The 25,031-nt window shown below is 71.8% G+C and carries 20 protein-coding genes and 1 pseudogene; 9 read left to right on the top strand and 12 right to left on the bottom strand.

Annotation, left to right across the window (positions count from 1 at the left end; genetic code table 11):
- Window positions 1–7: 7 nt before the first annotated feature.
- The 8 genes from LTT61_RS31255 to LTT61_RS31220 all read right to left on the bottom strand — a co-directional run bounded on the left by LTT61_RS31255 (window position 8) and on the right by LTT61_RS31220 (window position 8,356).
- Window positions 8–1,066: a ferrochelatase gene (locus tag LTT61_RS31255; RefSeq protein ID WP_269821828.1), complete on the bottom strand. Its 1,059-nt coding sequence runs from the start codon at window positions 1,064–1,066 to the stop codon at window positions 8–10.
- Between the two features lie 20 nt (window positions 1,067–1,086).
- A complete protein-coding gene (gene inhA / locus LTT61_RS31250) occupies window positions 1,087–1,917 on the bottom strand; it encodes an NADH-dependent enoyl-ACP reductase InhA (protein WP_233017595.1) in 831 nt (276 codons plus the stop codon).
- Window positions 1,918–1,967: 50 nt separating this feature from the next.
- On the bottom strand, window positions 1,968–2,684 hold the full coding sequence (gene fabG1 / locus LTT61_RS31245; RefSeq protein WP_233017594.1) for a 3-oxoacyl-ACP reductase FabG1: 717 nt from the start codon (window positions 2,682–2,684) through the stop codon (window positions 1,968–1,970).
- A gap of 148 nt (window positions 2,685–2,832) precedes the next feature.
- A complete protein-coding gene (locus LTT61_RS31240; protein ID WP_233017593.1) occupies window positions 2,833–3,834 on the bottom strand; it encodes a VWA domain-containing protein in 1,002 nt (333 codons plus the stop codon).
- A complete protein-coding gene (locus LTT61_RS31235) occupies window positions 3,831–4,787 on the bottom strand; it encodes a DUF58 domain-containing protein (RefSeq protein WP_233017592.1) in 957 nt (318 codons plus the stop codon). The genes LTT61_RS31240 and LTT61_RS31235 overlap by 4 nt, the downstream gene beginning before the upstream one ends.
- A 26-nt stretch (window positions 4,788–4,813) precedes the next feature.
- Complete coding sequence (locus LTT61_RS31230; protein ID WP_233017591.1) at window positions 4,814–6,007, bottom strand: AAA family ATPase; 1,194 nt, start codon at window positions 6,005–6,007, stop codon at window positions 4,814–4,816.
- 87 nt (window positions 6,008–6,094) lie between these two features.
- Complete coding sequence (locus LTT61_RS31225) at window positions 6,095–7,522, bottom strand: NlpC/P60 family protein (RefSeq protein ID WP_233017590.1); 1,428 nt, start codon at window positions 7,520–7,522, stop codon at window positions 6,095–6,097.
- 312 nt (window positions 7,523–7,834) lie between these two features.
- A complete protein-coding gene (locus LTT61_RS31220) occupies window positions 7,835–8,356 on the bottom strand; it encodes a DUF6676 family protein (RefSeq protein ID WP_233017589.1) in 522 nt (173 codons plus the stop codon).
- Between the two features lie 306 nt (window positions 8,357–8,662).
- Between LTT61_RS31220 and LTT61_RS31215 the strand changes: the two genes are divergently transcribed.
- Window positions 8,663–11,485 carry an aconitate hydratase gene (locus LTT61_RS31215; RefSeq protein WP_233017588.1) on the top strand — a complete coding sequence of 941 codons (2,823 nt, stop codon included), beginning with the start codon at window positions 8,663–8,665 and terminating at the stop codon, window positions 11,483–11,485.
- Between the two features lie 77 nt (window positions 11,486–11,562).
- Complete coding sequence (locus LTT61_RS31210) at window positions 11,563–12,129, top strand: TetR/AcrR family transcriptional regulator (protein WP_233017587.1); 567 nt, start codon at window positions 11,563–11,565, stop codon at window positions 12,127–12,129.
- Here the strand turns inward: LTT61_RS31210 and LTT61_RS31205 are convergent.
- Complete coding sequence (locus tag LTT61_RS31205) at window positions 12,126–12,626, bottom strand: MarR family winged helix-turn-helix transcriptional regulator (RefSeq protein ID WP_233017586.1); 501 nt, start codon at window positions 12,624–12,626, stop codon at window positions 12,126–12,128. The two genes, LTT61_RS31210 and LTT61_RS31205, sit on opposite strands and share 4 nt — an antisense overlap.
- A 147-nt stretch (window positions 12,627–12,773) precedes the next feature.
- On the opposite strand from LTT61_RS31205, the gene LTT61_RS31200 reads away from it, so the two are divergent.
- Window positions 12,774–13,196: a cupin domain-containing protein gene (locus LTT61_RS31200; RefSeq protein ID WP_420094843.1), complete on the top strand. Its 423-nt coding sequence runs from the start codon at window positions 12,774–12,776 to the stop codon at window positions 13,194–13,196.
- Between the two features lie 333 nt (window positions 13,197–13,529).
- A complete protein-coding gene (locus LTT61_RS31195) occupies window positions 13,530–14,459 on the top strand; it encodes a hypothetical protein (RefSeq protein WP_233017584.1) in 930 nt (309 codons plus the stop codon).
- Window positions 14,460–14,550: 91 nt separating this feature from the next.
- Here LTT61_RS31195 and LTT61_RS31190 read toward each other — a convergent pair.
- Together LTT61_RS31190 and LTT61_RS31185 are read right to left on the bottom strand one after the other, a co-directional pair.
- Window positions 14,551–14,754, bottom strand: a pseudogene (locus LTT61_RS31190) (helix-turn-helix domain-containing protein); the annotation flags it as partial.
- A 191-nt stretch (window positions 14,755–14,945) separates the two neighbouring features.
- A complete protein-coding gene (locus LTT61_RS31185) occupies window positions 14,946–16,577 on the bottom strand; it encodes an ABC-F family ATP-binding cassette domain-containing protein (RefSeq protein WP_233017583.1) in 1,632 nt (543 codons plus the stop codon).
- A 122-nt stretch (window positions 16,578–16,699) separates the two neighbouring features.
- Between LTT61_RS31185 and LTT61_RS31180 the strand changes: the two genes are divergently transcribed.
- On the top strand, window positions 16,700–17,464 hold the full coding sequence (locus LTT61_RS31180; protein ID WP_233017582.1) for an SDR family oxidoreductase: 765 nt from the start codon (window positions 16,700–16,702) through the stop codon (window positions 17,462–17,464).
- Here LTT61_RS31180 and LTT61_RS31175 read toward each other — a convergent pair.
- Window positions 17,461–21,996, bottom strand: a complete 4,536-nt coding sequence (locus tag LTT61_RS31175) for an MMPL family transporter (protein ID WP_233017581.1) — start codon at window positions 21,994–21,996, stop codon at window positions 17,461–17,463. The two genes, LTT61_RS31180 and LTT61_RS31175, sit on opposite strands and share 4 nt — an antisense overlap.
- A gap of 12 nt (window positions 21,997–22,008) precedes the next feature.
- Between LTT61_RS31175 and LTT61_RS31170 the strand changes: the two genes are divergently transcribed.
- From LTT61_RS31170 to LTT61_RS31155, 4 genes are all read left to right on the top strand, one after another.
- Window positions 22,009–23,136, top strand: a complete 1,128-nt coding sequence (locus LTT61_RS31170; protein WP_233017580.1) for a lycopene cyclase family protein — start codon at window positions 22,009–22,011, stop codon at window positions 23,134–23,136.
- Entirely contained in the window at window positions 23,136–24,107 is a 972-nt protein-coding gene (locus LTT61_RS31165; protein ID WP_233017579.1) for a Ku protein, read from the top strand. The genes LTT61_RS31170 and LTT61_RS31165 overlap by 1 nt, the downstream gene beginning before the upstream one ends.
- 65 nt (window positions 24,108–24,172) lie before the next feature.
- Window positions 24,173–24,706, top strand: a complete 534-nt coding sequence (locus tag LTT61_RS31160; RefSeq protein WP_233017578.1) for a DM13 domain-containing protein — start codon at window positions 24,173–24,175, stop codon at window positions 24,704–24,706.
- A 127-nt stretch (window positions 24,707–24,833) separates the two neighbouring features.
- On the top strand, window positions 24,834–24,983 hold the full coding sequence (locus LTT61_RS31155) for a hypothetical protein (protein ID WP_233017577.1): 150 nt from the start codon (window positions 24,834–24,836) through the stop codon (window positions 24,981–24,983).
- Window positions 24,984–25,031 lie beyond the last annotated feature (48 nt).

The following is a 25,031-nucleotide window of genomic DNA, read 5'->3' as shown; positions in this document are numbered from 1 at the left end:
TCTTCCGTCAGGAGGCGGTGGGGCGGCGGGGGGGCGCGCAGCAGCCGACGGCGCAGGGGGCGCCGTCCGGGGTGGAGCCGAAGCCGGGGACCGCGCCGAGTTTGCGCGCGGGGGCTGCGTCGAGGTGCTCGGCGATCAGCTCCAGGACGAGCTTCGCGAAGCGCGGGTCGGCGCCGGGGGTGCCTGCGCGGGCGAAGGCCATGCCGAGTTCGCGGGCCCGCTCCTCGGCCTCGTTGTCCAGGTCCCAGATGACCTCGAGGTGGTCGGAGACGAAGCCGACCGGGCAGACCACGACGGCGTCGATTCCCTTGCCGCTCAGCGCCTCCAGGTGGTCGAGGATGTCCGGCTCCAGCCACGGGATCTGCGGGGGGCCCGAGCGCGACTGCCACACCACGTCGAAGTCGCCGAAGCCGACGGCCTCGGCGCAGAGCCGGGCCGCCTCGGCGACCTGGCGCGAGTACAGCTGCCCGCCGAGCGCGGGCGGGCCCGCGGTGCCGTCCGCGGAGACCGGAACCGAGTGCGCGGTGAACACCAGCCGCGCCCGGTCGCGCCGGTCGGCGGGCAGCTCGGCGAGCGCGGTGCGGATCGCGTCCGCGAACGCCGCGATCAGCAGCGGGTGGTCGAAGTACTGCCGCAGCTTGACCAGCCGCGGCGCGGCGTCGCCGACCGCGCCGCGGGCGCGCGCGATGTCCTCGTGGTACTGCAGGCAGCCGGAGTACCCGCCCCACGCCGAGGTCGGGAAGACCAGCGCCGAGCGGACCCCGTCGGCCGCCATCCGCGCCACGGTGTCCTCGACCATGGGGTGCCAGTTCCGGTTGCCGAAGTACACCGGCAGTTTTAGCCCGGCGGCCGCGATCTCCGCCTCCACCGCGGCGATGATCGCCAGGTTGAGCTCGTTGATCGGCGACCGCCCGCCGAAGTGGTGGTAGTGCTCGGCGACCGCGAGCAGCCGCTCGTGCGGGACGTTGCGGCCCCTGGTCACGTTCTCCAGGAACGGCATCACGTCCTCGGGGCGCTCCGGGCCGCCGAACGACAGCAGCAGGAGCGCGTCGGCCGGTGCGGCCACGGGAGCCTCCTCGGGGTCGGTCAGTTGAAGCTGCCCGGGAACCAGGTGTTGTGGCTGGCGCCGCCGTCGACGTAGACGATGGAGCCGGTGGTGGCGGGGAGCCAGTCGGAGAGCAGCGCCACGATGGACTTGCCCACCGCGGTCGGGTCGTCCACGTTCCAGCCGATCGGCGAGGCGCCATCCCAGTACTCGTTGAGCTGGTTCAGCTTCGCCGCGTCGTCGGTGGCGGTGCCCGCGATGGCCTTGGCGGCCAGCGTCTTGATCGGGCCCGCGGCGACCAGGTTGGAGCGGGCCCGCTTGGCCTCGCCCACCTCGCGCGCCACGTACCGGTTCACCGACTCCAGCGCGGCCTTGGCCACGCCCATCCAGTTGTAGTACGGCATGGCCGTGCGCGGGTCGAAGTCCATGCCGACCAGCGAGGCGCCCTCGTTCAGCACGGGGAGCACCGCGCGGGCCAGCGAGGCGTAGCTCCAGGCCGAGATCTCGAAGGCCTTGGCCGCGTCCGGGCCCGGCCCCTCCAGGAAGGGCTTGGCGTCCGGGCCCATCAGGGTGCGCGGGGCGAAGGCGATGGAGTGCAGCACGCCGTCCAGCCCCTGCGGGGCCAGCTCGCGCACCTTGCCCGCCAGTGCGTTCAGGTCGTCCTCGTTGGTGATGTCGAGGCCGATCGCGGGCGGGACCTCCTTGGGGAGCCGCCTGGCGATCCGGTCGATCAGCCGCAGCCGCTCCGGGATCCCGGTGATCAGCACCGTGGCGTCCTGCTCCTGCGCGATCGCCGCCGCGCGGAACGCGATGGACGCGTCGGTGATGATCCCGGTGATCAGGATGGTCTTGCCTTCGAGCAGTCCGCCCATGGGTTCTCGGTTCTCCTGAGGTTCGTTGAAGGGTGTCGGGGTGAGCCGGGTCAGTGACCCATGCCCATGCCGCCGTCGACCGGGATGATCGCGCCGGAGACGTAGGCCGAGTCCTCGGACGCCAGGAAACTCACCACGTTGGCGACGTCCTCCGGCTTGCCGAGACGCTGCAGCGGGATGAACTTCTTCGCGGTGTCGCGCAGGTCGTCACCGAGCTCGGCGGTCATGTCGGTCTCGATGAAGCCGGGCGCGACGACGTTCGCGGTGATGCTGCGCGAGCCGAGCTCGCGGGTGATCGAGCGGGCCATGCCGATCACACCCGCCTTGGAGGCGGCGTAGTTGATCTGGCCGGGGCCGCCGCCGAGGCCGACCACCGAGCCGAGGAAGATCATCCGGCCCCAGCGCGCCCGCAGCATGGCGCGGTTCGCCCGCTTGGCCACCCGGAAGGCGCCGGTCAGGTTGGCGTCGAGCACCCGGGTGAACTGCTCCTCGTCCATCCGCATGAGCAGCGTGTCGTCGGTGATACCGGCATTGGCGACCAGCACCTCGACCGGCCCCTGGTGCTGCTCGACCTCGGTGAACGCGGCATCCACCGACGCACTGTCGGTGACATCGCACTTCACCCCGAACAAACCGTCGGGCACCCCCGACCCACGATGCGTCACGGCGACCTTGTGGCCGTCGGCGAGCAGGCGCTGGGCGACCGCGAGGCCGATGCCGCGGTTTCCTCCGGTCACCAGGACCGAACGGGATGTGGTGTTCGACATGCCGATCAACCTACCCGCTCGGATCCCGCGTTCACGACGAGGCCACCAGGTTTGTCGGAGCGTCATCCGCGCACGGGCGCCGCCGTGTGAGACTCCACAACGACGGCGACCCCGCACCCGCGCACCGGATTCCGCCGGTGGCCGCGGATCACGGCAGGCGCTGGCGCCGGAGCAGCCCGGTGAGCACGCCCGCGGCGACGAGCAGCATGCCGAGCAGCAGCCACGGGCGGCTGGCGTCGCCCCTGGTGAGCTCGTAGCCGATCTGCTCCTCGAGGGTGTCGTAGACCGAGGTCAGCTCCTGCAGCGAGGAGGCGGTGTAGAACTCGCCGCCGGAGAGGCGGGCGATCTCGCGCATGGCGTCGTCGTCCACCTCGACGCGGACGTCGTCGGTGCCGCCCTCGGGGCGCGGGATGTGCACGACGCCCCACTTGGTGCCGAAGGAGATCGTGAAGATGGGGACGTTCTTGGTCTTGGCGAGCCGGGCCGCGACGAACTCGTGCCTGGGATCGTCCTGGTCGTTGAAGTCGGGGACGGTCTGCTTGCCGTCCGACATCAGCACGATCCGGGCGGGCGGCGGCTCCTGCGCCCCGCCGAGCACCGAGGCGAGCGTGTCGATGGCCTGCAGCGCGGTGAGGATGCCCTCGCCGGTGGCGGTGCGCTCGGCGAGCTTGACGTTGTCGATCGAGGCCTTGACCGCCTCGTGGTTCGTCGTCGGCGAGACCATCACCGAGGCGGTGCCGGCGAAGCTCACGAAGCCGATGTTCAGCCCCTCGGGCAGCCCGTCGACGAAGTCCTTACCGGCCTTCTGCGCCACCTGCAGGCGGTTCGGCGCCACGTCGGTGGCCTCCATGGAGAGCGAGACGTCCATGACAAGCATGACGGTGGCCCGATTCCGCGGCACCTTCTGCACGCTGGTCGGGCCGGCCGCGGCGATGGTCAGGAAGATCAGCCCGACCAGCATGAGCGCGATCGGCGCGTGCCGGAACGGGCTCGGCCTGGCCGGCGCGACCTTCTCCAGCAGCTCCATGTTGCCGAAGCGCAGCATCTGCCGGTGCCTGCCGCGCTGGACCAGCACGTAGCCGAGCACGATGAGCGCGACGACGGCGAGGAATCCGAGCCAGATCGGCGCGTTGAAGTGGGAAATGCTCACTGCCGAGGCACCCCGCCGGTCGGGGCGCCGAAGCTGTGGCGCCGGGTGGACACGAACCGGACCACGTCGGCGATCCAGTCCCGGTCGGTACGCAGCGGGAGCACCGGCGCGCCGCAGCTGCGCAGCGCCTGCTCCACCTGGGCGCGGTGCTGCTCCGCGGCGGCCGCGTAGTCGGCCCGCAGGGTGCTGGTGACGCTGAACTCGCGGGTGCGCCCGGTCTCCGGGTCGTGCAGCACGATGTCGCCGACGTCGGGCAGGGTCAGGTCGCGCGGGTCGAGCACCTCGACGGCGAGCAGGTCGTGCCGCGCCGAGATGGCGCGCAGCGAGCGCTGCCAGTCGATATCGCCGAGGAAGTCGCTGATGATCACCGCGAGCCCGCGCTTGCGCTGCGGCCTGCGCAGCGATTCGATGCCGGCCTTCAGGTCGCCGCGGACGCCGTCGGCGGCGTGCGGGGTGGTGGCGATGTCGCGCAGCAGCGACTGCGCGTGCACCCGCCCGCTGCGCGCGGGAATCCGCACCAGCCGGTCGCCGGTCGCGACGACCGCGCCGATCCGGTTGCCGCCGCCGCTGGTCAGGTGGGTGACGGCGGCCGCGGCGGCGATCGCCAGATCGCGCTTCTGGCACAGCGCGGTGCCGAAGTCGAGGCTGGCGGAGAGGTCGACCACGATCCAGGTCTCCAGCTCGCGGTCGGCGATCATCTGCCTGACGTGGGGGTTGGTGGTGCGGGCGGTGACCGACCAGTCCATCTGGCGCACGTCGTCGCCGGGCTGGTAGATCCGCGCCTCCCCCGGCTCCGAGCCGGGGCCGGGGATCAGCCCGAGGTGGTCGCCGTGCAGCACGCCGTCGAGCCGGCGCCGCACGGTGAGCTCGAGCGTCTTCAGCGCCGCCGTCAGCTTCGGGTCGGTGAGTTCACCGGCCCGGAACGAGGGCGGGGCACTATTCGGGTTCGGCACGCGGGCAACCGGTTCGGAGGCTGCCGTCACTGCGACTGGTTGTTGCCGGCGGCCTGCGGAACCGGCGCGCCCTGCGGATGCTGCTGCGGCGCGGGCTGCGGCGGCACGCCCTGCTGCTGCTGGTACGGCTGCTGCTGGGCGGGTGCGGGCGGGGCGCCCGCGCCGTTGCTGCCCGCGACCGCCTGCGGGGCGACCTGCGGCAGCCCGACGGTCTGCAGCACCCGGCGGATCACGTCCTCCGGCGAGACCTCGTCGGCCAGCGCGTCGTAGGAGAGCACCAGCCGGTGCCGCAGCACGTCCGGGATCACCTCGACGACGTCCTGCGGGACCACGTAGTCGCGGCCGCGGATCAGCGCCACCGAGCGGGCGGCGGCGATGATGCCGAGGCTGGCGCGCGGCGAGGCGCCGTAGGCGATCCAGCTCGCGACGTCCTGCATGCCGAACTCCAGCGGCTTGCGGGTCGCGGCGATCACCCGGACCACGTAGTCGACCAGCGCGTGGTGCACGAAGGTGCTCGCCGCGACCTTCTGCAGCCGGATCAGCTCGGCGGGGTCGAGGATCGGGGAGGCGGTGGGCGGGGTGACGCCCATCCGGTAGATGATCTCGCGCTCCTCCTCGACCGTGGGGTAATCCACCACGACCTTGAAGAGGAAGCGGTCGCGCTGCGCCTCGGGCAGCGGGTAGACGCCCTCGCTCTCGATCGGGTTCTGGGTCGCCATGACCAGGAACGGATCGGGCATCGGGTAGGTCTTGCCGCCGATCGAGACGTGCCGCTCGGCCATCACCTCGAGCAGCGCCGACTGCACCTTGGCGGGCGCGCGGTTGATCTCGTCGGCGAGCACGAAGTTCGCGACCACCGGGCCGAGCTCGGTGTCGAACTCCTCGCGGCCCTGGCGGTAGATCCTGGTGCCGACGAGGTCGGTCGGGACCAGGTCCGGGGTGAACTGCACCCGGGAGAAGGAGCCGCCGACCACGGTGGCGAAGGTCTCGACGGCGAGCGTCTTGGCGATGCCGGGCACGCCCTCCAGCAGCACGTGGCCGCGCGCGAGCACGCCGACGAGCAGCCGCTCGACGAGCCGGTCCTGCCCCACGATGACCCGCTTGACCTCGTAGATCGCCTTTTCGAGGAGCTGCACGTCACGCTCGAGGGTGCTTCCGGGTGCTGGCGGTTCCTTCGCTAGTCCTGCCCCGCTCACACCATCCGTCGAAGTCACCAACATCCCCGCTTTCGCCTCGGTCCTGTGCGTGCTGCCACAACTATTCCAGGTAATGGGCCGCGCCGCCGCAACCGGTGCGACTTCTCCCGGTCAGCCGGTGACGATGCGCACCGCGTACGGCATGATCCCGCCCGTACGGACCGGCGACACCTTGACCACGTCACCGGACTGCGGTGCTTCGATCATGGTGCCGTCGCCGAGGTAGAGCGCGACGTGCTGACTCCCGCCCGCACCCCAGAAGAGCATGTCGCCGCGGCGCCGCTGCTCGACCGGGACGCGGGTACCCGCGTTGTATTGGTAGCCACTGTAGTGCGGCAGCGCCACCCCGATACCGGCGAAGGCGTAGAGCATCAGCCCGGAGCAGTCGAAGCCGACCTTCTTGTAGTCGCCGTGCTCGTCGGCGACGCCGCCGTCCTTGATCCCGAGGGTGGGGCCGTCCTCGTCGCCGCCGCCCCAGGCGTAGGTGACGCCGAGCTGGGACATGGCCCGGTCGACCACGGTCTCGACGGCGCCGGAGCCGTGCACCGACGGCGAGGAGGGCTTCGGCTTCTTCGGTTTGCCCGGCGCGGACGGCGTCGCCTCCAGCTGGGTGTGCGGCCTGCTGCCCTGGTTCAGTGTGGCGGCGCGGTCGCGCGCGGCCTGGTCGACGGCGGCGCGGGCGGCGGCGGCCGTGGCGGCGGCTCTGATCGCCGCCTCCTCGGCCTTGCGCTGCCGATCCCAGTCGATCCAGACGGCGCGCTGGTCCTGCAGGCCGGAGACGGTGGAGCGGGCGGCGTCGAGCCTGCCCTGGGCGGCGTCCCGCGCCTGCTGGAGGACGTTGCGCTGTACGGTCTGCCGGTCCAGCTCGGCGCCGGCCGCGGCCACCGCGTCCTGCGCCGCGTCCTTCTTGACCTCGGCGTCGGCGGCCGTCGCGTCGGCGATCGACTTCGCCTGCCGCGCCTCGGAGTTGCGGTTGCCCTGGTCGATCTGCGCGCGGCGCAGCCCGTCAAGCACCGACTGCTGCCGCTTGGAGACCAGGTCGAGCACCTGGGCCCGGTCCAGCGCGGCGTCCGGGGTGGCGGCGGAGAGGTAGCTGACCATCGTGGTCGCGCCGGGGCGGGTGTAGGCCTCGGTGGCGAAGTCGTCGAAATCCGAGCGCGCCCTGACCACCTGGTCGCCCGCGGCGGAGAGCGACTGCACGGTGTCGGTCACGTGCGCGGCGGCGGTGTCCGCGACGTCCCTGGCGTTCTGCAGGTCGACCAGCGCCTTGTTGACCTCCTCGCGGGTGCGGGCGACGGCGTCGTCGAGCACCTGGAGCTGCTGGTCGGCGAGGGCGACGTCGTTGACGAGGCCGCTCACCTCGGTGACGCCGGAGTCCACCTGCGCCCCGGCCCGCGCGATGTCCTGATCGCTCGGGTTCGGCGGCGGGGGCGGCACCGCGAACGCCTGGCCGGTGCCGACCAGCAACACCGCGGCGATCAGCAATCCCGCAGCGACACGTAGGGGACGGCCATTCTTCGATTTGCCACTGTTACGCATCGGCACCTCCAGCGGGACACCACTACTCAGAAGCAACAGCAGACCCGCCGGGAACGAGGGTTGCTTTAAAGCCCTTCTCCCTCTATTTCCCCAGGCGCATCACGTTGAACCGTACGTCACAGAAGTAACCGAAGGAACGTGCGCGAGGGAACTACACCCGCGTAATTCGGCTGTTGCTACCAATTTGCCGCATGGGTGTCGAGAAGTTCCGGTCAAAACGAACCGGTCGTTCTGAAAGTTTGCTGGCGCAGCGACCGCAGGCCGGAAAAAGCCGCCACCGGAGCCGGTGGCGGCGTGTCGGAATCGGTCGGATCAGCGCGGTCCCGCATGCTCCGTGGCTCGCCTGCGGGCCTTGAGCCAGGCCAGCCCGCCGACCAGCAGCACGGTGATCGCGATGAGCACGCCGGTCAGCACCGACCAGGAGATGCCATCGGGCTGCTCCAGCCGATCGGCGAAGATCCCGACCGCCTCGGCGGTGTCGCCGCCCTTGTACTTGGCCGGGTCCTCGGCGCCCTCCAGCCGGACCCGGCTGATGCTGTCGCTGTCGGTGCCGATCCAGTCGTCGCTGAAGACCGCCACGGTGCCGTGCTCGAACTTGCCGACCTCGGTCGCCAGGTCGCGCAGCTGCGAGTCGTGCCACGGATTGCCCGGCACCACCACCACGCTCAGCTCGATGCCGTCGGCCCGCACCCGCGCCACCAGATCGGCCAGCTCCGACTGGTCCTTGCCGCTCGGCGCGGCGACGTGATCGCCCGCCAGGTCCGCGCGGATCTCGTCGAGGTCGGCGCCCTCGGGCAGGCCGGTGGCCATGGGGCCGAAAACCGAGTTGGTCACGACGGTCGCATCCATCCGATCTCGCGTCGCCTCGACAGCGGAGGCTCCTGGTTCCTACAGTGGCAGCGGTTCTCCGGCATCCGACCGGCACACGCCCGAGAGCACAGTACGCGACCGGGCCGCCGCGGCTGTTCCTGCGGCACGCCGGGTGGCCCCTCAGCGCTCACAGGACAAGCGTACTGTTAAGGTCGTAGCCGCGAGGAAAGCGGCGTACCGAGGTCTTCGGAACGCCGCAAGGCCCTCGAAAGACTCGGTCACCGGCACAGCCCCGCCGATGACCAACCCTCAGAGACGAGTGGAGCTGACGTGACGACGAGTAACGATACCTTCGGCGCCAAGGGCACCCTCGAGGTCGGAAGCAACTCCTACGAGATCTTCCGGCTCTCGGCCGTGCCAGGCACCGAGAAACTCCCCTACGCCCTCAAGGTGCTCGCGGAGAACCTGCTGCGCACCGAGGACGGCGCCAACATCACCGCCGACCACATCCGCGCGATCGCGGAGTGGGATCCATCGGCCGACCCGAGCATCGAGATCCAGTTCACCCCGGCCCGGGTGATCATGCAGGACTTCACCGGCGTCCCCTGCGTGGTCGACCTGGCCACCATGCGCGAGGCCGTCACCACCCTCGGCGGCGACCCGAACAAGGTCAACCCGCTCTCCCCCGCCGACATGGTCATCGACCACTCGGTGATCCTCGACGTCTTCGGCCGCGCCGACGCGCTGGAGCGCAACGTCGACCTGGAGTACCAGCGCAACGGCGAGCGCTACCAGTTCCTGCGCTGGGGCCAGGGCGCCTTCGACGACTTCAAGGTCGTCCCGCCCGGCATGGGCATCGTGCACCAGGTGAACATCGAGTACCTGGCCCCGACCGTCATGGTCCGCAACGGCCAGGCCTACCCGGACACCTGCGTCGGCACCGACTCGCACACCACCATGGTCAACGGCCTCGGCGTGCTGGGCTGGGGCGTCGGCGGCATCGAGGCCGAGGCCGCCATGCTCGGCCAGCCGGTCTCCATGCTGATCCCGCGCGTGGTCGGCTTCAAGCTGACCGGTGAGATCCAGCCCGGCGTGACCGCGACCGACGTCGTGCTCACCGTCACCGAGATGCTGCGCAAGCACGGCGTCGTCGGCAAGTTCGTCGAGTTCTACGGCGCAGGCGTCGCCGAGGTGCCGCTGGCCAACCGCGCCACCCTCGGCAACATGAGCCCGGAGTTCGGCTCCACCGCCGCGATCTTCCCGATCGACGGCGAGACCATCAACTACCTGCGCCTCACCGGCCGCAGCGACGAGCAGCTCGCGCTCGTCGAGGCGTACGCGAAGGAGCAGGGGATGTGGCACGACGCCGAGCGCGAGCCCACCTACTCCGAGTACCTCGAGCTGGACCTGAACACCGTGGTGCCGTCGATCGCGGGCCCGAAGCGCCCGCAGGACCGGATCCTGCTCAGCGAGTCCAAGGTGGCGTTCCGCAAGGACATCCACAGCTACACCAGCGACGCCGAGGGCGCGATCGCCGCGGACACCCCGCACACCCAGCTGGACGAGGCGGTCGAGGAGTCCTTCCCGGCCAGCGACCCGGCCACGCTGTCCTTCGCCGACGACGGCGCGGTGGACGTGACCCCGTCCGCGGCGAGCAATGCCGTGGGCCGCCCGACCAAGCCGGTCAGCGTGCGCTCGGAAGAGCGCGGCGACTTCGTGCTCGACCACGGCGCCGTCGTGGTCGCGGGCATCACCTCCTGCACCAACACCTCGAACCCGTCGGTCATGCTCGGCGCCGCCCTGCTCGCCCGCAACGCGGTGGAGAAGGGGCTGACCAGCAAGCCGTGGGTGAAGACGAACATGGCGCCCGGCTCGCAGGTGGTCTCGGACTACTACGAGAAGGCGGGGCTCTGGCCCTACCTGGAGAAGCTCGGCTTCTACCTCGGCGGCTACGGCTGCACCACCTGCATCGGCAACACCGGGCCGCTGCCGGAGGAGATCTCCGCCGCGATCAACGACAACGACCTCTCGGTCACCGCGGTGCTCTCGGGCAACCGCAACTTCGAGGGCCGCATCTCCCCCGACGTGAAGATGAACTACCTGGCCTCGCCGCCGCTGGTCATCGCCTACGCGCTCGCGGGCACGATGGACTTCGATTTCGAGACCGACCCGCTCGGCCAGGACACCGAGGGCAACGACGTCTTCCTGAAGGACATCTGGCCCTCGGCCCAGGAGATCGACGACACCATCAAGTCGACGATCAGCCAGGACATGTTCCGCAAGTCCTACGCCACCATCTTCGACGGTGACGAGCGCTGGCAGAACCTGGACACCCCGGAGGGCGACACCTTCGCGTGGGACCCGAACTCGACCTACGTGCGCAAGGCGCCGTACTTCGACGGCATGGAGATGGAGCCGGCCCCGGTCACCGACATCACCGGCGCCCGCGTGCTCGCGCTGCTCGGCGACTCGGTGACCACCGACCACATCAGCCCGGCCGGGCCGATCAAGCCGGGCACCCCGGCCGCGCAGTACCTGGACGAGCACGGCGTCGAGCGCAAGGACTACAACTCCCTCGGCTCGCGGCGCGGCAACCACGAGGTGATGATCCGCGGCACCTTCGCCAACATCCGGCTGCGCAACCAGCTGCTGGACGACGTCTCGGGCGGCTACACCCGCGACTTCACCCAGGAGGGCGGCCCGCAGGCGTTCATCTACGACGCCTCGCGGAACTACCAGGCCGCGGGGATCCCGCTGGTCGTGCTCGGCGGGAAGGAGTACGGCTCCGGCTCCTCGCGGGACTGGGCGGCCAAGGGCACCAGCCTGCTCGGCGTGCGCGCGGTGATCACCGAGTCGTTCGAGCGGATCCACCGCTCGAACCTGATCGGCATGGGCGTCATCCCGCTGCAGTTCCCGGCGGGCGAGTCGGCCGCGTCGCTCGGGCTGACCGGCACCGAGGTGTTCGACATCGCCGGCATCACCGCGCTGAACGAGGGCAAGACCCCGAAGACGCTGACGGTGACCGCCACCAAGGAGGACGGCGAGAAGATCACCTTCGACGCGGTCGTCCGGATCGACACCCCCGGTGAGGCGGACTACTACCGCAACGGCGGCATCCTGCAGTACGTGCTGCGCAACATGATCCGCGGCTGACCCGCAGGTTCCGTCACGGAGGGTCCGTGCATCGCGTCGCGGTGCGCGGACCGCTCCGTTTTCCCCCGAGGAGCCCCATGCCCAAGGTCAGCGATGACCACCTCGCCGCGCGCCGCAGCCAGATCCTGGACGGCGCCCGGCGCTGCTTCGCCGAGTACGGCTACGACGGCGCCACCGTGCGCCGCCTGGAGGACGAGATCGGGCTCTCCCGCGGCGCGATCTTCCACCACTTCCGGGACAAGGACGCGCTCTTCCTCGCACTCGCCCAGGAGGACGCCGAGCGGATGGCCGATGTCGCCGCCAACCAGGGCATCGTCCAGGTCATGCGGGACATGCTCGCGCACCCGGAGGAGTTCAACTGGCTCGGCACCCGGCTGGAGATCGCGCGCAGGCTGCGCACCGACCCCGAGTTCAGGGCGGGCTGGAGCCAGCGCTCGGCGGAGCTCACCGCGGCCACCCTGGCCCGGCTCGAGCGCCGCAAGGCGGCGGGCGCGCTGCGTGACGACGTGCCCACCGACGTCCTGCTCGGCTACCTCGACCTGGTGCTCGACGGGCTGATCGCCCGGATCGCCTCCGGGCACACCAACGAGAATCTGTCCGCGGTGCTCGACTTGGTCGAGGCCTCGGTCCGGCGCCGGGCCTAGTCTCCGGCCGCCAGCCCGGCCAGCAGGGCGCGCGCGATCCGGTCCAGCTCCCGGCGGTCCGCCGCCGGGAGCACCGCGAGCAGCCTGGTCTCGTTCTCGGTGTGCGCGCGCACCGCCCGGTCCACCAGCGCGCGCCCCTGCTCGGTGAGCGCCACCTTGATCGCGCGCCGATCGGCCGCGTCGGCGCCGCGGCGCACCAGCCCGGCCTGCTCCAGCCGGTCCAGCCGCCCGGTCATCCCGGCCCTGGAGAGCATGAGCGTGTCGGCCAGCGCGGAGGGGTTCAGCGCGAAGGGCTCGCCCGAGCGCCGCAGCGCAGCCAGCACGTCGAACTCCCCGCGCTGCAGCCCGTGCGCGGTGAAGACCACCTCGATCTCGCGCGCGAGCACCGCCGCCACCCGGCTCAGCCTGCCGATGATCGCCATCGCCGCCAGGTCCAGGTCCGGCCGCTCCCGCCGCCACTGCGCTTCGATCGCGTCGACCGCGTCCGGCTCCACCATGGACACCATCTTATTCGCTGCCTTATAGTTCGACGGCGACATAGTTCGCTACCTAACTATATTGGGCCGAATCACCAGGAGTGTCCCGTGAACGCCGTCATCCGCCACCCCGCCGACGCCGAGACCCTGACCGCCAACACCGTGACCATGCGGCTGCTCATCGACGCCGACGAGACCGGCGGCGCCCCGAGCACGCTCGAGGTCACCATGCCGCGCGGCGCCGACGGCGCGGCGCCGCACTACCACACCCGCTCCGACGAGCTCTTCTACATCGCCGAGGGCGAACTCCAGGTGCTGGCGGGCGACCGCATCGTCACCGTCGAGGCCGGCGGTTCGGTGCTGGTGCCGCGGCGCATGCCGCACGCCTTCGGCGCCGCACCCGGGAGCGCCGCCCGGATCCTGATCGCGCTGGTCCCCGGCGTCCGCCGCTTCGAGTACTTCCGGCTGCTGGAGCGCATCTCCCGCGGCGAGTCCGACTTCGCGGAGCTGGCCGCGAGCCAGGAGGAGTACGACAACCACTTCGTCGACGCCCCCGCCTGGTGGCGCGAGCGCACCGCCAATCGCCGTTGACAACCGAGTGATCCGTGCATCGAAGGCGCGCCAAACAACCATGAAACCCACCGCTGAGCGCTATGCTTCGGACGTGTTCATCGCCCGCCCGCAAACCCGGGGCAGCAGATGATCATCGGCTCGGCGGGCACGGTGGCAGCGACGGCGCGAGTACCTCGACGAGCCGGTCGTCGCCGGATATACCCAACCGTGAGCAGCAGCACCGAGCAGGACGGAGCCCTCGTGATCGCGAAACCCCGTCCGGCCCGCACTCGACCGCGCCGCGTCCCCCACCCCTCCGGACGCCTTCCAGCGAATTCTTCGCAATCGGTATGGCAGGGGGGCTGAGCGCCGGTGGCAGCACACGGGTCGAGCTCGATTCTGGTCGTCGCCGACGCCGACGACCGGCACGCGGCGGCGGTGGCGGCGACCGTGCGAGAGCAGCACGGCCTCAACGCCATCCGGCTCGATCCGCGTGAGTTCCCGTCGCGCACCGGCAGTTTCCGGGTGGATCGGGGCGGCACCGCGCGCTCGCTCTCCCGGATCGTCGGGCTGGACGACGTGCGCTCGGTCTGGTGGCGCCGCACGACCGGGCACACCGTCCCGCACGCAGGCGGTGCGGAGGCGCAATCGGAGAGCGACGGCTTCCTGCAGGGGCTGCTCTGGTCCATCCCGGCCTACTGGGTGAACGACCCCGGCGCCGATCGCACGGCGTCGCGGCGGATCGTGCAGCTGGAGACCGCGGGGCGGGCAGGCTTCGCCATCCCGGAGACGCTGATCACGAACGATCCGGACGAGGCGCGCAGCTTCGTCGGCTCGCGTCCGGGCGCGGTGGTGCGCAAACGCGGGAACGCGGGCGGCCGGGCCCGCACCCGGCTCTGCACCGACGCCGACCTCGGCGATATCGAGGCAATCCGGGACACCCCGACCGCCTTCCAGGACTACATCGCCGCCGAGTGCGACTTGCGGGTGGTCTGGGTGGACGGGGTGGAGTGGGCGGTCCGGGTGCTGCCCGGCCACAGCGAGGGCAGCGCACCACCGGCCCACCTGCGGCCGGAGCGGCTGCCCGCGTCGGTGGGCAAGTCGCTCACCACGCTGATGGGCGCGCTCGGGCTCAGCTTCGGGGTGCTCGACCTGCGGATCGGCCTCGACGGCGAGTACTACTTCCTCGAGGTCGACCCGCAGGGCCGGTTCGCGCACCTCGCCACCAGGGCGGATCTCCCCATCTTCCGCAGCCTGGCGAACCTGCTCGTGCTCGGGGACGGCGCGGTGGCCGACCTGTGAACCGGGTGCTCGACCGAACCACCGTGCGCCGCAATCGTTCCCGGGCACAGCCGAGCCACCCGGAGCCGCCGGGCACCGCGGGGGTTCGGAGCTAGGACGCCGCCTTGCGCCGGTTCGCACCGCCGCGGCTGCGCAGTTGCACATCCGATTCCACGAGCACATTGTGGATGAAGCCGTACGAGCGGCCGGTCGACTGGGCCAGCGATCGGATGCTGGCGCCGGCTTCGTACTGCTTCTTGAGCTGGGACTGCAGCCGATCGCGTGACTTCCCGGTGACCCGGGTTCCCTTCGCGAGCGGCGGCTCACCGGCGACCTTCGCGCCGGCCGATCTGGTAGGTGCTGTCCTGGGCGCGGCAGTCGTGCCGGTTCCGGGCCGATCCTTGCGTGTGGGCCTGTCGCTCATTGGCTTCCTCCGAGTCGCCGAGCAGCGCTCATTCCAGGCTAGACAAGGCACCGGCCACGATCAACGAAAGTTTGTGATGAAAGTCACGCGAGCTGAATCAATTCCAGATATTCGGCCGACCAGTGGTCCTCGGTGCCGTCCGGGAGCAGGATCACCCGCTCCGGATTGAGCGCCTCGGCCGCGCCCGGGTCGTGCGTCACCAGCACCACGGCGCCCGCGTAGGTGCGCAGCGCGTCGAGCACCTGCTCGCGGGAGATCGGGTCCAGGTTGTTCGTCGGCTCGTCGAGCAGCAGCACGTTCGCCGCCGACGACACCAGCCCGGCCAGCGCCAGCCTGGTCTTCTCGCCGCCGGAGAGCGTGCCCGCGGGCTGCTCCAGCTGCGGCCCGGTGAACATGAAGGCGCCGAGCAGGCTGCGCAGCTCCTGCTCGCCCGCGTCCGGCGCGGCGTGCCTGATGTTCTCCCACACCGAGGCGCGGTCGTCCAGGGTGTCGTGCTCCTGGGCGAAGTAGCCGACCTTGAGCCCGTGCCCCGGGTCCAGCTGCCCGGCGCTCGGCTGCTCGACCCCGGCCAGCAGCCGCAGCAGCGTGGTCTTGCCCGCGCCGTTCAGCCCGAGCACCACCACCCGGCTGCCGCGGTCGATGGCCAGGTCGACGCCGGTGAAGATCTCCAGCGAGCCGTACATCTTGGTCAGGTTCGACGCCATGAGCGGGGTCTTGCCGCAGGCGGCGGGCTCGGGGAACTTGATCCTGGCGACCTTGTCGGCCACCCGCACGTCGTCCAGCTCGGCGAGTAGCCGATCGGCGCGCTTCGCCATCTGCTGCGCGGCAGTGGCTTTGGTGGCCTTGGCGCCGAGCTTGGCGGCCTGCACGCGCAGCGCGGAGGCCTTCTTCTCGGCGTTGGCGCGCTCGCGGCGGCGGCGCTGCTCGTCGGTGGCGCGCGCGTCCAGGTACTTCTGCCAGCCCATGTTGTAGATGTCGGCCTCGCCGCGCACCGCGTCAAGGAACCACACCTTGTTCACCACGTCGGCGAGCAGGTCGACGTCGTGGCTGATCACGATGAGCCCGCCGTCGTGGCTCTGCAGGAAGCCGCGCAGCCAGGTGATCGAGTCGGCGTCCAGGTGGTTGGTCGGCTCGTCGAGCAGCAGCACCGTGTCGGAGCGGCCGCCGCTGCCGTCGGAGGCGGCGAAGAGGATCCGGGCCAGCTCGATGCGGCGGCGCTGACCGCCGGAGAGCGTGCGCAGCGACTGCCCGAGCACCCGGTCGGGCAACCCGAGGCTGCTGCAGATCCGGGCCGCCTCGCTCTCCGCGACGTACCCGCCGAGTGCGGAGAACCGCTCCTCCAGCCGGCCGTACTTGCGCACCGCGCGGTCGCGCTCGGCGTCGTCGGCGACCTCGGCCATCAGCGCCTGCTGCTTCTCCATCTGCCGGATCAGCGTGTCCAGGCCGCGCGCGGAGAGCACCCGGTCCCTGGCCAGCACGTCCAGATCGCCCTCGCGCGGATCCTGCGGGAGGTAACCGACGTCACCCGAGCGGATCACCGTCCCCGCATAGGGCTCGCCCTCGCCGGCCAGGATGCGCAGCGTGGTGGTCTTCCCCGCGCCGTTCCGGCCGACCAGTCCGATCCGGTCGCCGTTCTGCACCCGCAGCGCCGAGCCGGGCGCGGTGAGCAGGGTGCGGACTCCGGCCCGGACCTCCAGGTCGGTCGCGGTGATCACAGGAAAATCTCCTCGCTTGTTCAGGACGGGCGGCGGGGCCGATCGGTAGCCGTAATCGCAGTGTGCGCGGCCCACGCGCCCAGGAACCACCGATTTTACCGCTCGCCGTAAGGTGCCTTGCCATGACTACCGATCTGTCGGGCCGGAGTGCGCTGGTCACCGGAGCCAGCCGGGGCATCGGCCACGCCGTCGCCGCCGAACTGCTGCGCCGCGGGGCGAACGTACTGATCACCGCGCGCAAGCCGGAACCGCTCGCCGAGGCCGCCGCACAACTGCGTGCGCTCGGGCATTCCGGAGCCGTCGCCACGCACGCCGGGAACTCCGGGGACGCGGCGGCGCGGGCCGAGGCCGTGCGGCGCACGGTCGAGGAATTCGGCTCGCTCGACATCCTGATCAACAACACCGGGATCAACCCGGTCTACGGGCCGCTGGTCGACGCCGATCTGGACGGAGTGCGCAAGATCTTCGACGTCAACGTGGTCGCGGCGCTCGGGTACGTGCAGGAGGCGTACCGGGCGTGGATGGGCGAGCACGGCGGGGCCGTCGTCAACGTGGCGAGTGTGGCCGGGCTGCGGTCGACCGGGGTCATCGCCGCGTACGGGGCCTCCAAGGCGGCGCTCATCCATCTCACCGGGGAGCTCGCCTGGCAGTTGGGGCCGGGGATTCGGGTCAACGCCGTCGCGCCGGGGGTGGTGAAGACGCGGTTCGCCGATGCGCTGTACAGCGCGGACGAGTCGGCGGTTGCCGAGGGGTATCCGCTGAAGCGGCTCGGGGTGCCCGAGGATGTTGCCGGGCTCATCGGGTTTCTGGTGTCCGATGCGGCGGGGTGGATCACCGGGGAGACGGTGCGGGTCGACGGTGGGTTGCTCGCCACCGGGGGGCTCTAAGGGGTTTCCTCCGGGGGGTTGTTCGCCGGGGTGGTCTTGCGGGGGGCCCGCTGTGCGGGGGGTTCCGGCGTGGCGGTTTTGCGGGCGGTCGCGCGCTTGGCCGGGGGGTTCGATGCGCCGTTGGTTGCGGTGGCCGCTGTCTTCCGTGCGGTGGTCCGCTTGGCGGGCGAGGTCGGCACGCCGTCGACCGCAGGGGACGCAGTTTTCCGCCCGGTAGTCCGCTTGGCGGGCGGGGTCGGCACGCCGTCGACCGCGGAGGACGCGGTTTTCCGCGCGGCCGTCCGCTTGGCGGGCGAAGTCGGCACGCCATCGACCGCAGGGGGCGCGGTCGTCCGCTTGGCCGGGACCTTGCGGGCGGCAGTCTTTTCCGCAGAAGGCGTTGTCTCCGTCGGGGTTTCGACTGCGGACGATGTCGCGCCGGGAACCGCTTCCTGATCCTGCGCATCCTGCTCAGCAGACGCGGCAGTGTCCGGAGGGGCGGCCTTCCGGGTCGCCCGCCTGGCCGGCGCCCTCTCGGCCGCCGTGCCGGTCGCTGCCGTCGCGCTCGCGGCAGTTCGCTTCGCCGGAGCGGGCGTCCCCTCGGCCGCTGGAGGCTCGGTGGTGGCCCTCGTCGGCGCGGCGGGTTCCGCAACCGTCGGGTCCGCAACCGTCGGGTCCGCAACCGTCGGGTCCGCAACCGTCGGGTCCGCAACCGTCGGGTCCGCAACCGTCGGGTCCGCAACCGTCGGGTCCGCAACCGTCGGGTCCGCAGGGGCAGGGTCGGCGGGTGCAGGGTCGGCGGGTGCAGGGTCCGGAGCGTGCCGGACTGTCGGCACCGAGTCCGCAGCGGGCGGATCTGCGGGAGCCGGGAGCGTGGGCGGCGCATCGAGGGCCGGTGCCGGCGCCTTGCGCGCGGCGGTCCGCTTCCGGGCCGGCGCCTTCTCGGCGGGGACCGCTTCCTCGGCCGGAGCCCCGGCCGCCGGTGCTGCAGTCTTGCGCGCCGCTGTCTTGCGCGGAGCGGTCTTCTTCGCCGGCGCGGCTTCATCGATCGCCGTGGATGCCTGCGTGGCGGGAGCAGCCCCCTCGAGCGGTACCGCAGCTTGCGGAGCCGACGTCTTCCGTGCGGCGGACTTTCGAGCGGCGACCTTCTTCGCGGGCGCCGCTTCGTCGCCACTGACAGCCGGGGCCGCCTTCGCGGCGGGCGATTTCCGCGCGGTCGTGCGCTTGGCAGGCGTAGCCGCTTCGGTCTGCTCCGCCGAAGCCTCGGCGGTTGCCGGAGTAGCGGCTTTGCGCGGGGTGCGCTTGGTGGGCGCCTTCTTCGCGGGAGTATCCGAAACCGTTTCGGCAGCAACGGGTTCTGCCGCTACGGCCTTGCGTGGTGCGCGCTTCCGGGCTGTCGTCTTCGCGGCAGGCACGGTCTCCGCGGCCGCCGCCGTATCGACGGCCGCAGGCAGGACGTCGGCAGCTTCCGGGCGAGCCGACTCGCCCTCGGCAACCAGCGGCGAGACCTCGTCGGCAGCACCCGCGGCGGCGCCGGGCAGCTCCCGCAGCGCGGGATCGACGCCGGCGACCTGCGGCGAGACGTCGTCCTCGACTTCGGTGACTGGACCGGCCACCTCGTGCGGCACCGGATCAACGTCGGCATCCAGCGGCGAGACCTCGTCAGCGGCACCGGCGGCGGCGCCGGGCAGCTCTTGCGGCGCGGGATCGACATCGGCGCCCGGCGGCGAATCCTTGTCCCCGGCTTCGGTGACTGGACCGGACACCTCGTGCGGCGCGGGATCCACGTCGGCGACCGGCGGCGAGACCTTGTCCGCGGTTTCGGCAACTGGACCGGACACCTCGCGCAACGCCGGATCGACGTCGGCAACCGGCTGGGCGTCGGCGACGACGTCCCGGGCGACGACGGCGGGCGATGCCGCTTCGACCACGGGGCGAGCGGCAGACTCCGCCGCGGTGCTGGCTTCGCGCCGTACGCCGGGCTCGGCAACCGTTGCGGACGAGCCAACGCTACGAGCGGCAGCCGACGGCACCGACCGCGAGGACGACGAACCGTTCCGGTCGACGGCGGAGCCCTCCCGCTTCCCGGACCGGAACGCCGACGCCTTCCCCGAAACTCCGGCAGCAACCGGCTCCGCCGTGGAAAAACTCGGCTTCTCATCGATCAACCACCGCGCGGGCGCGGCACCGGCAGGAGCGGCCGCGGGCGGACTCTCGTCCAACCCGAACCGCGCATGCACCTTCCGCAGGAACCCAGGCGCGTACCACACGCGATCCCCGAGCAACTTCATCCCGGCGGGCAGCAGGAACCCGCGCACCAGGGTGGCGTCGACCAGCACGGCGAGCGGCAACCCGATGCCGAACGCCTTGATGAAGGTGATGTCGGAGGCGAGGAAGCCGAGCAGCACCAGCGAGATGAGCACGGCGGCGGCGGTGACGATGCGCCCGATCCGCTCCAGCCCGAGCGCCACCGCGGCCTCGCTGTCGCCGGTGCGCCGGTACTCCTCGCCGATCCGGCTGAGCAGGAACACCTGGTAGTCCATGGCGAGGCCGAAGGCGATGCCGAAGAGCATGACCGGGACGGTGGGCGGCATGTCACCGGTGACGGTGAAGTTCAGCAGGCCGGAGAGGTGCCCGTCCTGGAAGATCCAGACCAGGGCGCCGAAGGTAGCGGTGAGGCTGAGCGCGCTCAGGATCAGCGCGAGGACCGGGAGCACGACGCTGCCGGTGAGCAGGAAGAGCGCGACGAGCATGAGCAGCACGACGAAGCCGAGCGCCAACGGCAGCGCGGCGGTGATCGCGGCGAGCGCGTCGTCGTTGGTCGCGGCGATGCCGCCGATCAGCACCGGCGAGGGGGCACGCACGTCGCGGACCTCGCCGACCAGGCGGTCGAGCGCGGCGGGGTCGTCGGTGGCGGGGACGATGTTCAGATAGGCGGCGTTGTCGGCGCCGAAGCCGGAGTGCAGCGCGCCGGGCGCCGCGAACTGCATGCCGCCGGCGTAGCTGCCGGTGACGGTGTCCACCCGGCGCACGTCGGGCAGTTCGGAGAGCGCGGTGGCGTAGCCGGCGACGCCGTCGGCGGAGTCCGGCAGCACCGCGAAGAGGCCGTTCTGCTCGGTGATGCTGAATTCCGCGGCGAGCGTCTCGGCGATCTGGCGCGACGCCATGTCGGTCGGCAGCGCCCGCTCGTCCGGGAAGCCCAGCTCGACGTGCAGGAACGGCGAGCCGAGGAGCAGCAGCAGGGCGGCGACGGCGAGCCCGATGGGCAGCGGGCGGCGCATGACCAGGGTGGCGAGGCGGTGCCAGAAGCCGTCGGCGGCGGTGCCGGTGGCCTTGCGGCGCGGGCGCAGCCGCCCGCTGTCGATCCGGTGCCCGAGCAGCAGCAGGAGCGCGGGCAGCACGGTCAGCGAGACCAGCGCGGCCAGCGCGGCGACCAGCAGCCCGGCGTACCCCATCGAGCGCACGGCTACCAGCGGGAAGAACAGCAGTCCGGCGAGCGCGATGGCGACGGTGACGGCGGAGAAGGCGACGGTCCGGCCGGCCGAGCGCATGGTCGCGGCGAGCGCGGCCTTCGGCTCGGCGCCGCCGTCGAGTTCGTCGCGGAACCGGCTGATCAGCAGCAGGCTGTAATCGATCGCGAGGCCGAGGCCGAGCAGGGTGGCGACATTGCTCGCGGTGGCGGCGAGATCGGTGAGGCTCGCGACGACGGTGAGCGCGCCGACCGTCAGCAGCACGGTGACGGCGGCGACCACCAGCGGCAGCGCGGCGGCGACCAGCCCGCCGAAGACGAAGAGCAGCGCGATCAGCGTGATCGGGAAGGCGATGGATTCGCCGAGCACGACGTCCTTCTCGGTCTGCTGCACGGTCTCGCGCAGCAGCATGGCGTAGCCGCCGACCCGGACCTCGAGCGGGCCGTGCGCGCCGCCGAAGCGCTCGGCGAGGTCGCCGATCCGCGCGTCCACCTCGGCTTCGGTGCCGAGCACGCTGGCGACGATCAGCCCCTTGCTGCCGTCGGCGCTGCGCAGTGCTGCCGGTTGGCCTTCGGTCCAGTAGGAGCTGACCCGGGCGATGCCGGGTTCGGCGGCGAGGTCGCGGGCGAGCGTGGTGGCGGCGGTGCTCGCGGCGGCGTCGTCGACCGTGGAGCCGGTCTCGACGAGCAGCACCAGGTTGGGCGCCGCCTCGCCGAAGGTGTCGCGCAGAACCGTTGCGGCACGGGCCGACTCGCTGCCCGGGTCGCTGTAGCCGCCGCCCTGCACCTTGTCGAACAGGCCGGAACCGAACGCGCCGAGCCCCAGTGCGAGCGCCGCGAACACGATGAGAATCACCCTGCTGCGGGCCCTGGTCAGTTCGAACACCGAGCCTCCCCTCGTCCTGCGATCGTCGCCGTTGCGCCGCCGACCTGCGCGATCACCGCGAAACGCGGTGGCACCGGCCCGGCACGCGGCGATAGTAACAATGCCCGCCGCAACGTTGCTGAGCGCGAAGGTGATTCCGGTCGCACCGGGACGGTCGCGCCGGATCGCCGCCGCCGGGCGATACGCTGCCCGCGACACCGGAGGAGCAGGATGGCGGATTCCGCACACGGGCCGTTCGACGTGGTGGTCTGCGGGCAGGGCCCGGCCGGACGCGCGCTCGCGCACCGCTGCCTGGCGCACGGCCGGACCGTCGCGGTGGTGGATCCGGCGCCGGAGCGGCGCTGGCGGGCCACCTACGCGGTGTGGGCGGACGAGCTCCCGGACTGGCTGGATCGGGCTGTCGTCGCGGCGACGGTGCCGGAGCCGGTGGCGTGGGGGCGGGTCGAGCATCGGCTGGAGCGCGCCTACGCGGTGCTCGACACCGGGCGGCTGCAGGAGGCGCTGGCACCCGCCGGTGCGGCGGTCTTCGCCGACCGGGCCACGCGCCTGGAGCCGCACGGCGTCACCCTGGCCTCCGGCGCGACGGTGCGCGGCGAGCGGGTGATCGACGCGCGCGGGCTGCGCCGCGATCCGGCGCGCGCCGAGCAGACCGCGCACGGCGTGCTCGTCCCGGCCGACCGAGTGCGCGGCACGGAGACGCTCTTCATGGACTGGCGCCGGGACAACGGCGCCGACCCCGCCGCGCCGCCCTCCTTCCTCTACGCGGTGCCGCTCGGCCCGGAGACCGTCCTGCTGGAGGAGACCTGCCTGGCCGGGCGCCCCGCGCTGGACGACGCCGAGCTGCGCCGCCGCCTGCACCACCGCCTCGCCGCCCGCGACATCCCGCTGACCGGCGCCGAGGAGGTCGAGCGGGTGCGCTTCCCGGTCCAGGGCGGCAGGCCGGGGCCGGGGCGGTTCGGCGCGGCGGGCGGGCTGCTGCACCCGGCCACCGGCTACAGCGTCGCGGCCTCGCTCGCCGCCGCCGACACGGTCGCTACCGGCGGCACCCTGTGGACGCCGCGGGCGCGTGCGGTCGCGGGGCTGCGCGCGGCCGGGCTGCGCGCGCTGCTCGCGCTGCCGCCCGAGCGGGTGCCGGACTTCTTCGACGCCTTCTTCACGCTGCCGCCGCGGCGGCAGCGGGCTTACCTCTCCGGCCCTGACGACCTGGCCGGGGTGCTCGCCGCCATGGCCGGGCTCTTCCCGCAACTCCCCCGCCGCACCCGCCTCGACGTCGCCCGCGCCACGCTCGACCTGCGCGTCCGCTCGCAGAGACCGGGCGGTTCGGCCATGATGGAGTGATGCGGGCTATCTGGAAGGGCTCGATCGCGTTCGGGCTGGTGAACGTCCCGGTGAAGGTCTACACCGCCACCGAGGACCACGACATCCGGTTCCATCAGGTGCACGCCAAGGACGGCGGGCGGATCAAGTACGACCGGGTGTGCAGCGTCTGCGGGGAATCCGTGCAGTACGCCGACATCGACAAGGCCTACGAGTCGCCGGAGGGCGCGAAGGTCGTGCTCACCGACGAGGACTTCGCCAAGCTCCCCGCCGCGGAGAAGCACGAGATCCCGGTGCTGCAGTTCGTCCCCTCCGAGCAGATCGACCCGATCCTGTTCGAGAAGAGCTACTACCTCGAGCCGGACTCCACGACGCCGAAGGCGTACGTGCTGCTCGCCGCGACCCTCGAGCGCATCGACCGCACCGCGCTTGTGCACTTCACGCTGCGGCAGAAGACCAGGCTGGCCGCGCTCCGGGTGCACGACGGGGTGCTGCTGCTGCAGACCCTGCTCTGGCCCGACGAGGTGCGCGCGGTCGACTTCGAATCGCTGCAGGACGTCTCGAAGCCGCGCCCGCAGGAGATCTCCATGGCGGAGACGCTGGTCGAGTCGATGTCCGACGACTTCGAGCCGGAGCAGTTCACCGACGAGTTCCAGATCGAGCTGCGCAAGGTGCTGGACGAGGCGATCGCCAACGGCTCGGACACCCTGGTGAGCCGCCCGGAGCCGGAGAAGGAGCAGGTCGACGCCGAGGTGGTGGACCTGGTCGCCGCGCTGCAGCGCAGCCTGGAGGCGAGCGGGCGCCGGGCGGCGGGCGGTACGGCCGCGAAGAAGGCGCCCGCGAAGAAGACCGCGAGCAAGGCCGCGGCCAAGGAGCCTGCCAAGAAGACCGCGGCGAAGAAGTCCGCGAGCACCGCGCAGAAGAGCACCGCGAAGAAGAGCACCGCGCGCAAGGCGCCCGCGAAGAAGGCGCAGGAACGCAAGGGCGCCTGACGATTCCGCCGCCGCGGCGGCCGGTTCGCTAGGGTCGGGAGGTCACGACGTCGGCAGGAGGCTCCGTGTCCCGCATCCGCGCCCTCGCCCGCAAGCCGCTCACCTGGATCGCCGTCGGCGTTCTCGGGATCGGCGCCGGCGCCGGGCTCGCCCTGTTCCAGCCGTGGCGGCTGGTCACGAACACCACCGTGAACGAGGCGGCGCCGACCGTGCCGGGCAACGGCTCCGGCGCCGCGGACGCGCAGCCCCGGCTGCTCGCCCGCGGCGACTTCGTGGCACACGAGCACGACACCACCGGCTCCGCGGTGGTCATCGCGCTCCCGGACGGCAGCCGGGTGCTCCGACTGGAGAACCTGGACACCTCCAACGGCCCTGACCTGCACGTCTGGCTCACCGACGCCCCGGTCCTGCCGGGCACGGACGGCTGGTTCGTCTTCGATGACGGCGCGCACACCGACCTCGGCGCGCTCGCGGGCAACCGCGGCAACCAGAACTACCCGATCCCGCCGGAGACCGACCTCGCCGCACTGACCAGCATCGCCATCTGGTGCGACCGCTTCGACGTCTCCTTCGGCGCCGCCGAGCTGCGCCCGGCCTGACCCGGGAGCCGCTGCGGCGGCAGCTCTCCGGCGGGAAAAATGAGCGGACAGCCGCCGAGCCGGTGTGCCACCATGTCCCCATACCGCCGATCGGGCGGAACGAGCGAGCGAAAAGGAGGTGACGGCCGTGATCGACAGCAATTCCGGAGACGGGATGCGCGGTGTGCATCGTGACGGCCGTCGCCTGTCCGAGGCATCGCCGGGCACCGAATCACGGACACCGCCCGGCCTCCGGCGGCAGCAGTACGGCATTCCGGGTCTTCACCCGGCCGTCTGACCGCGCCCCTCTCCCCCTTTCGCTCGCCCGACCCCGAAGGCCGGTGTC

It is taken from the genome of Nocardia asteroides (assembly GCF_021183625.1).
GTDB lineage: Bacteria > Actinomycetota > Actinomycetes > Mycobacteriales > Mycobacteriaceae > Nocardia > Nocardia asteroides_A.
The sequence above is the reverse complement of the archived record's forward strand: the minus strand, read 5'-3'. Positions and strand labels throughout refer to the sequence as shown.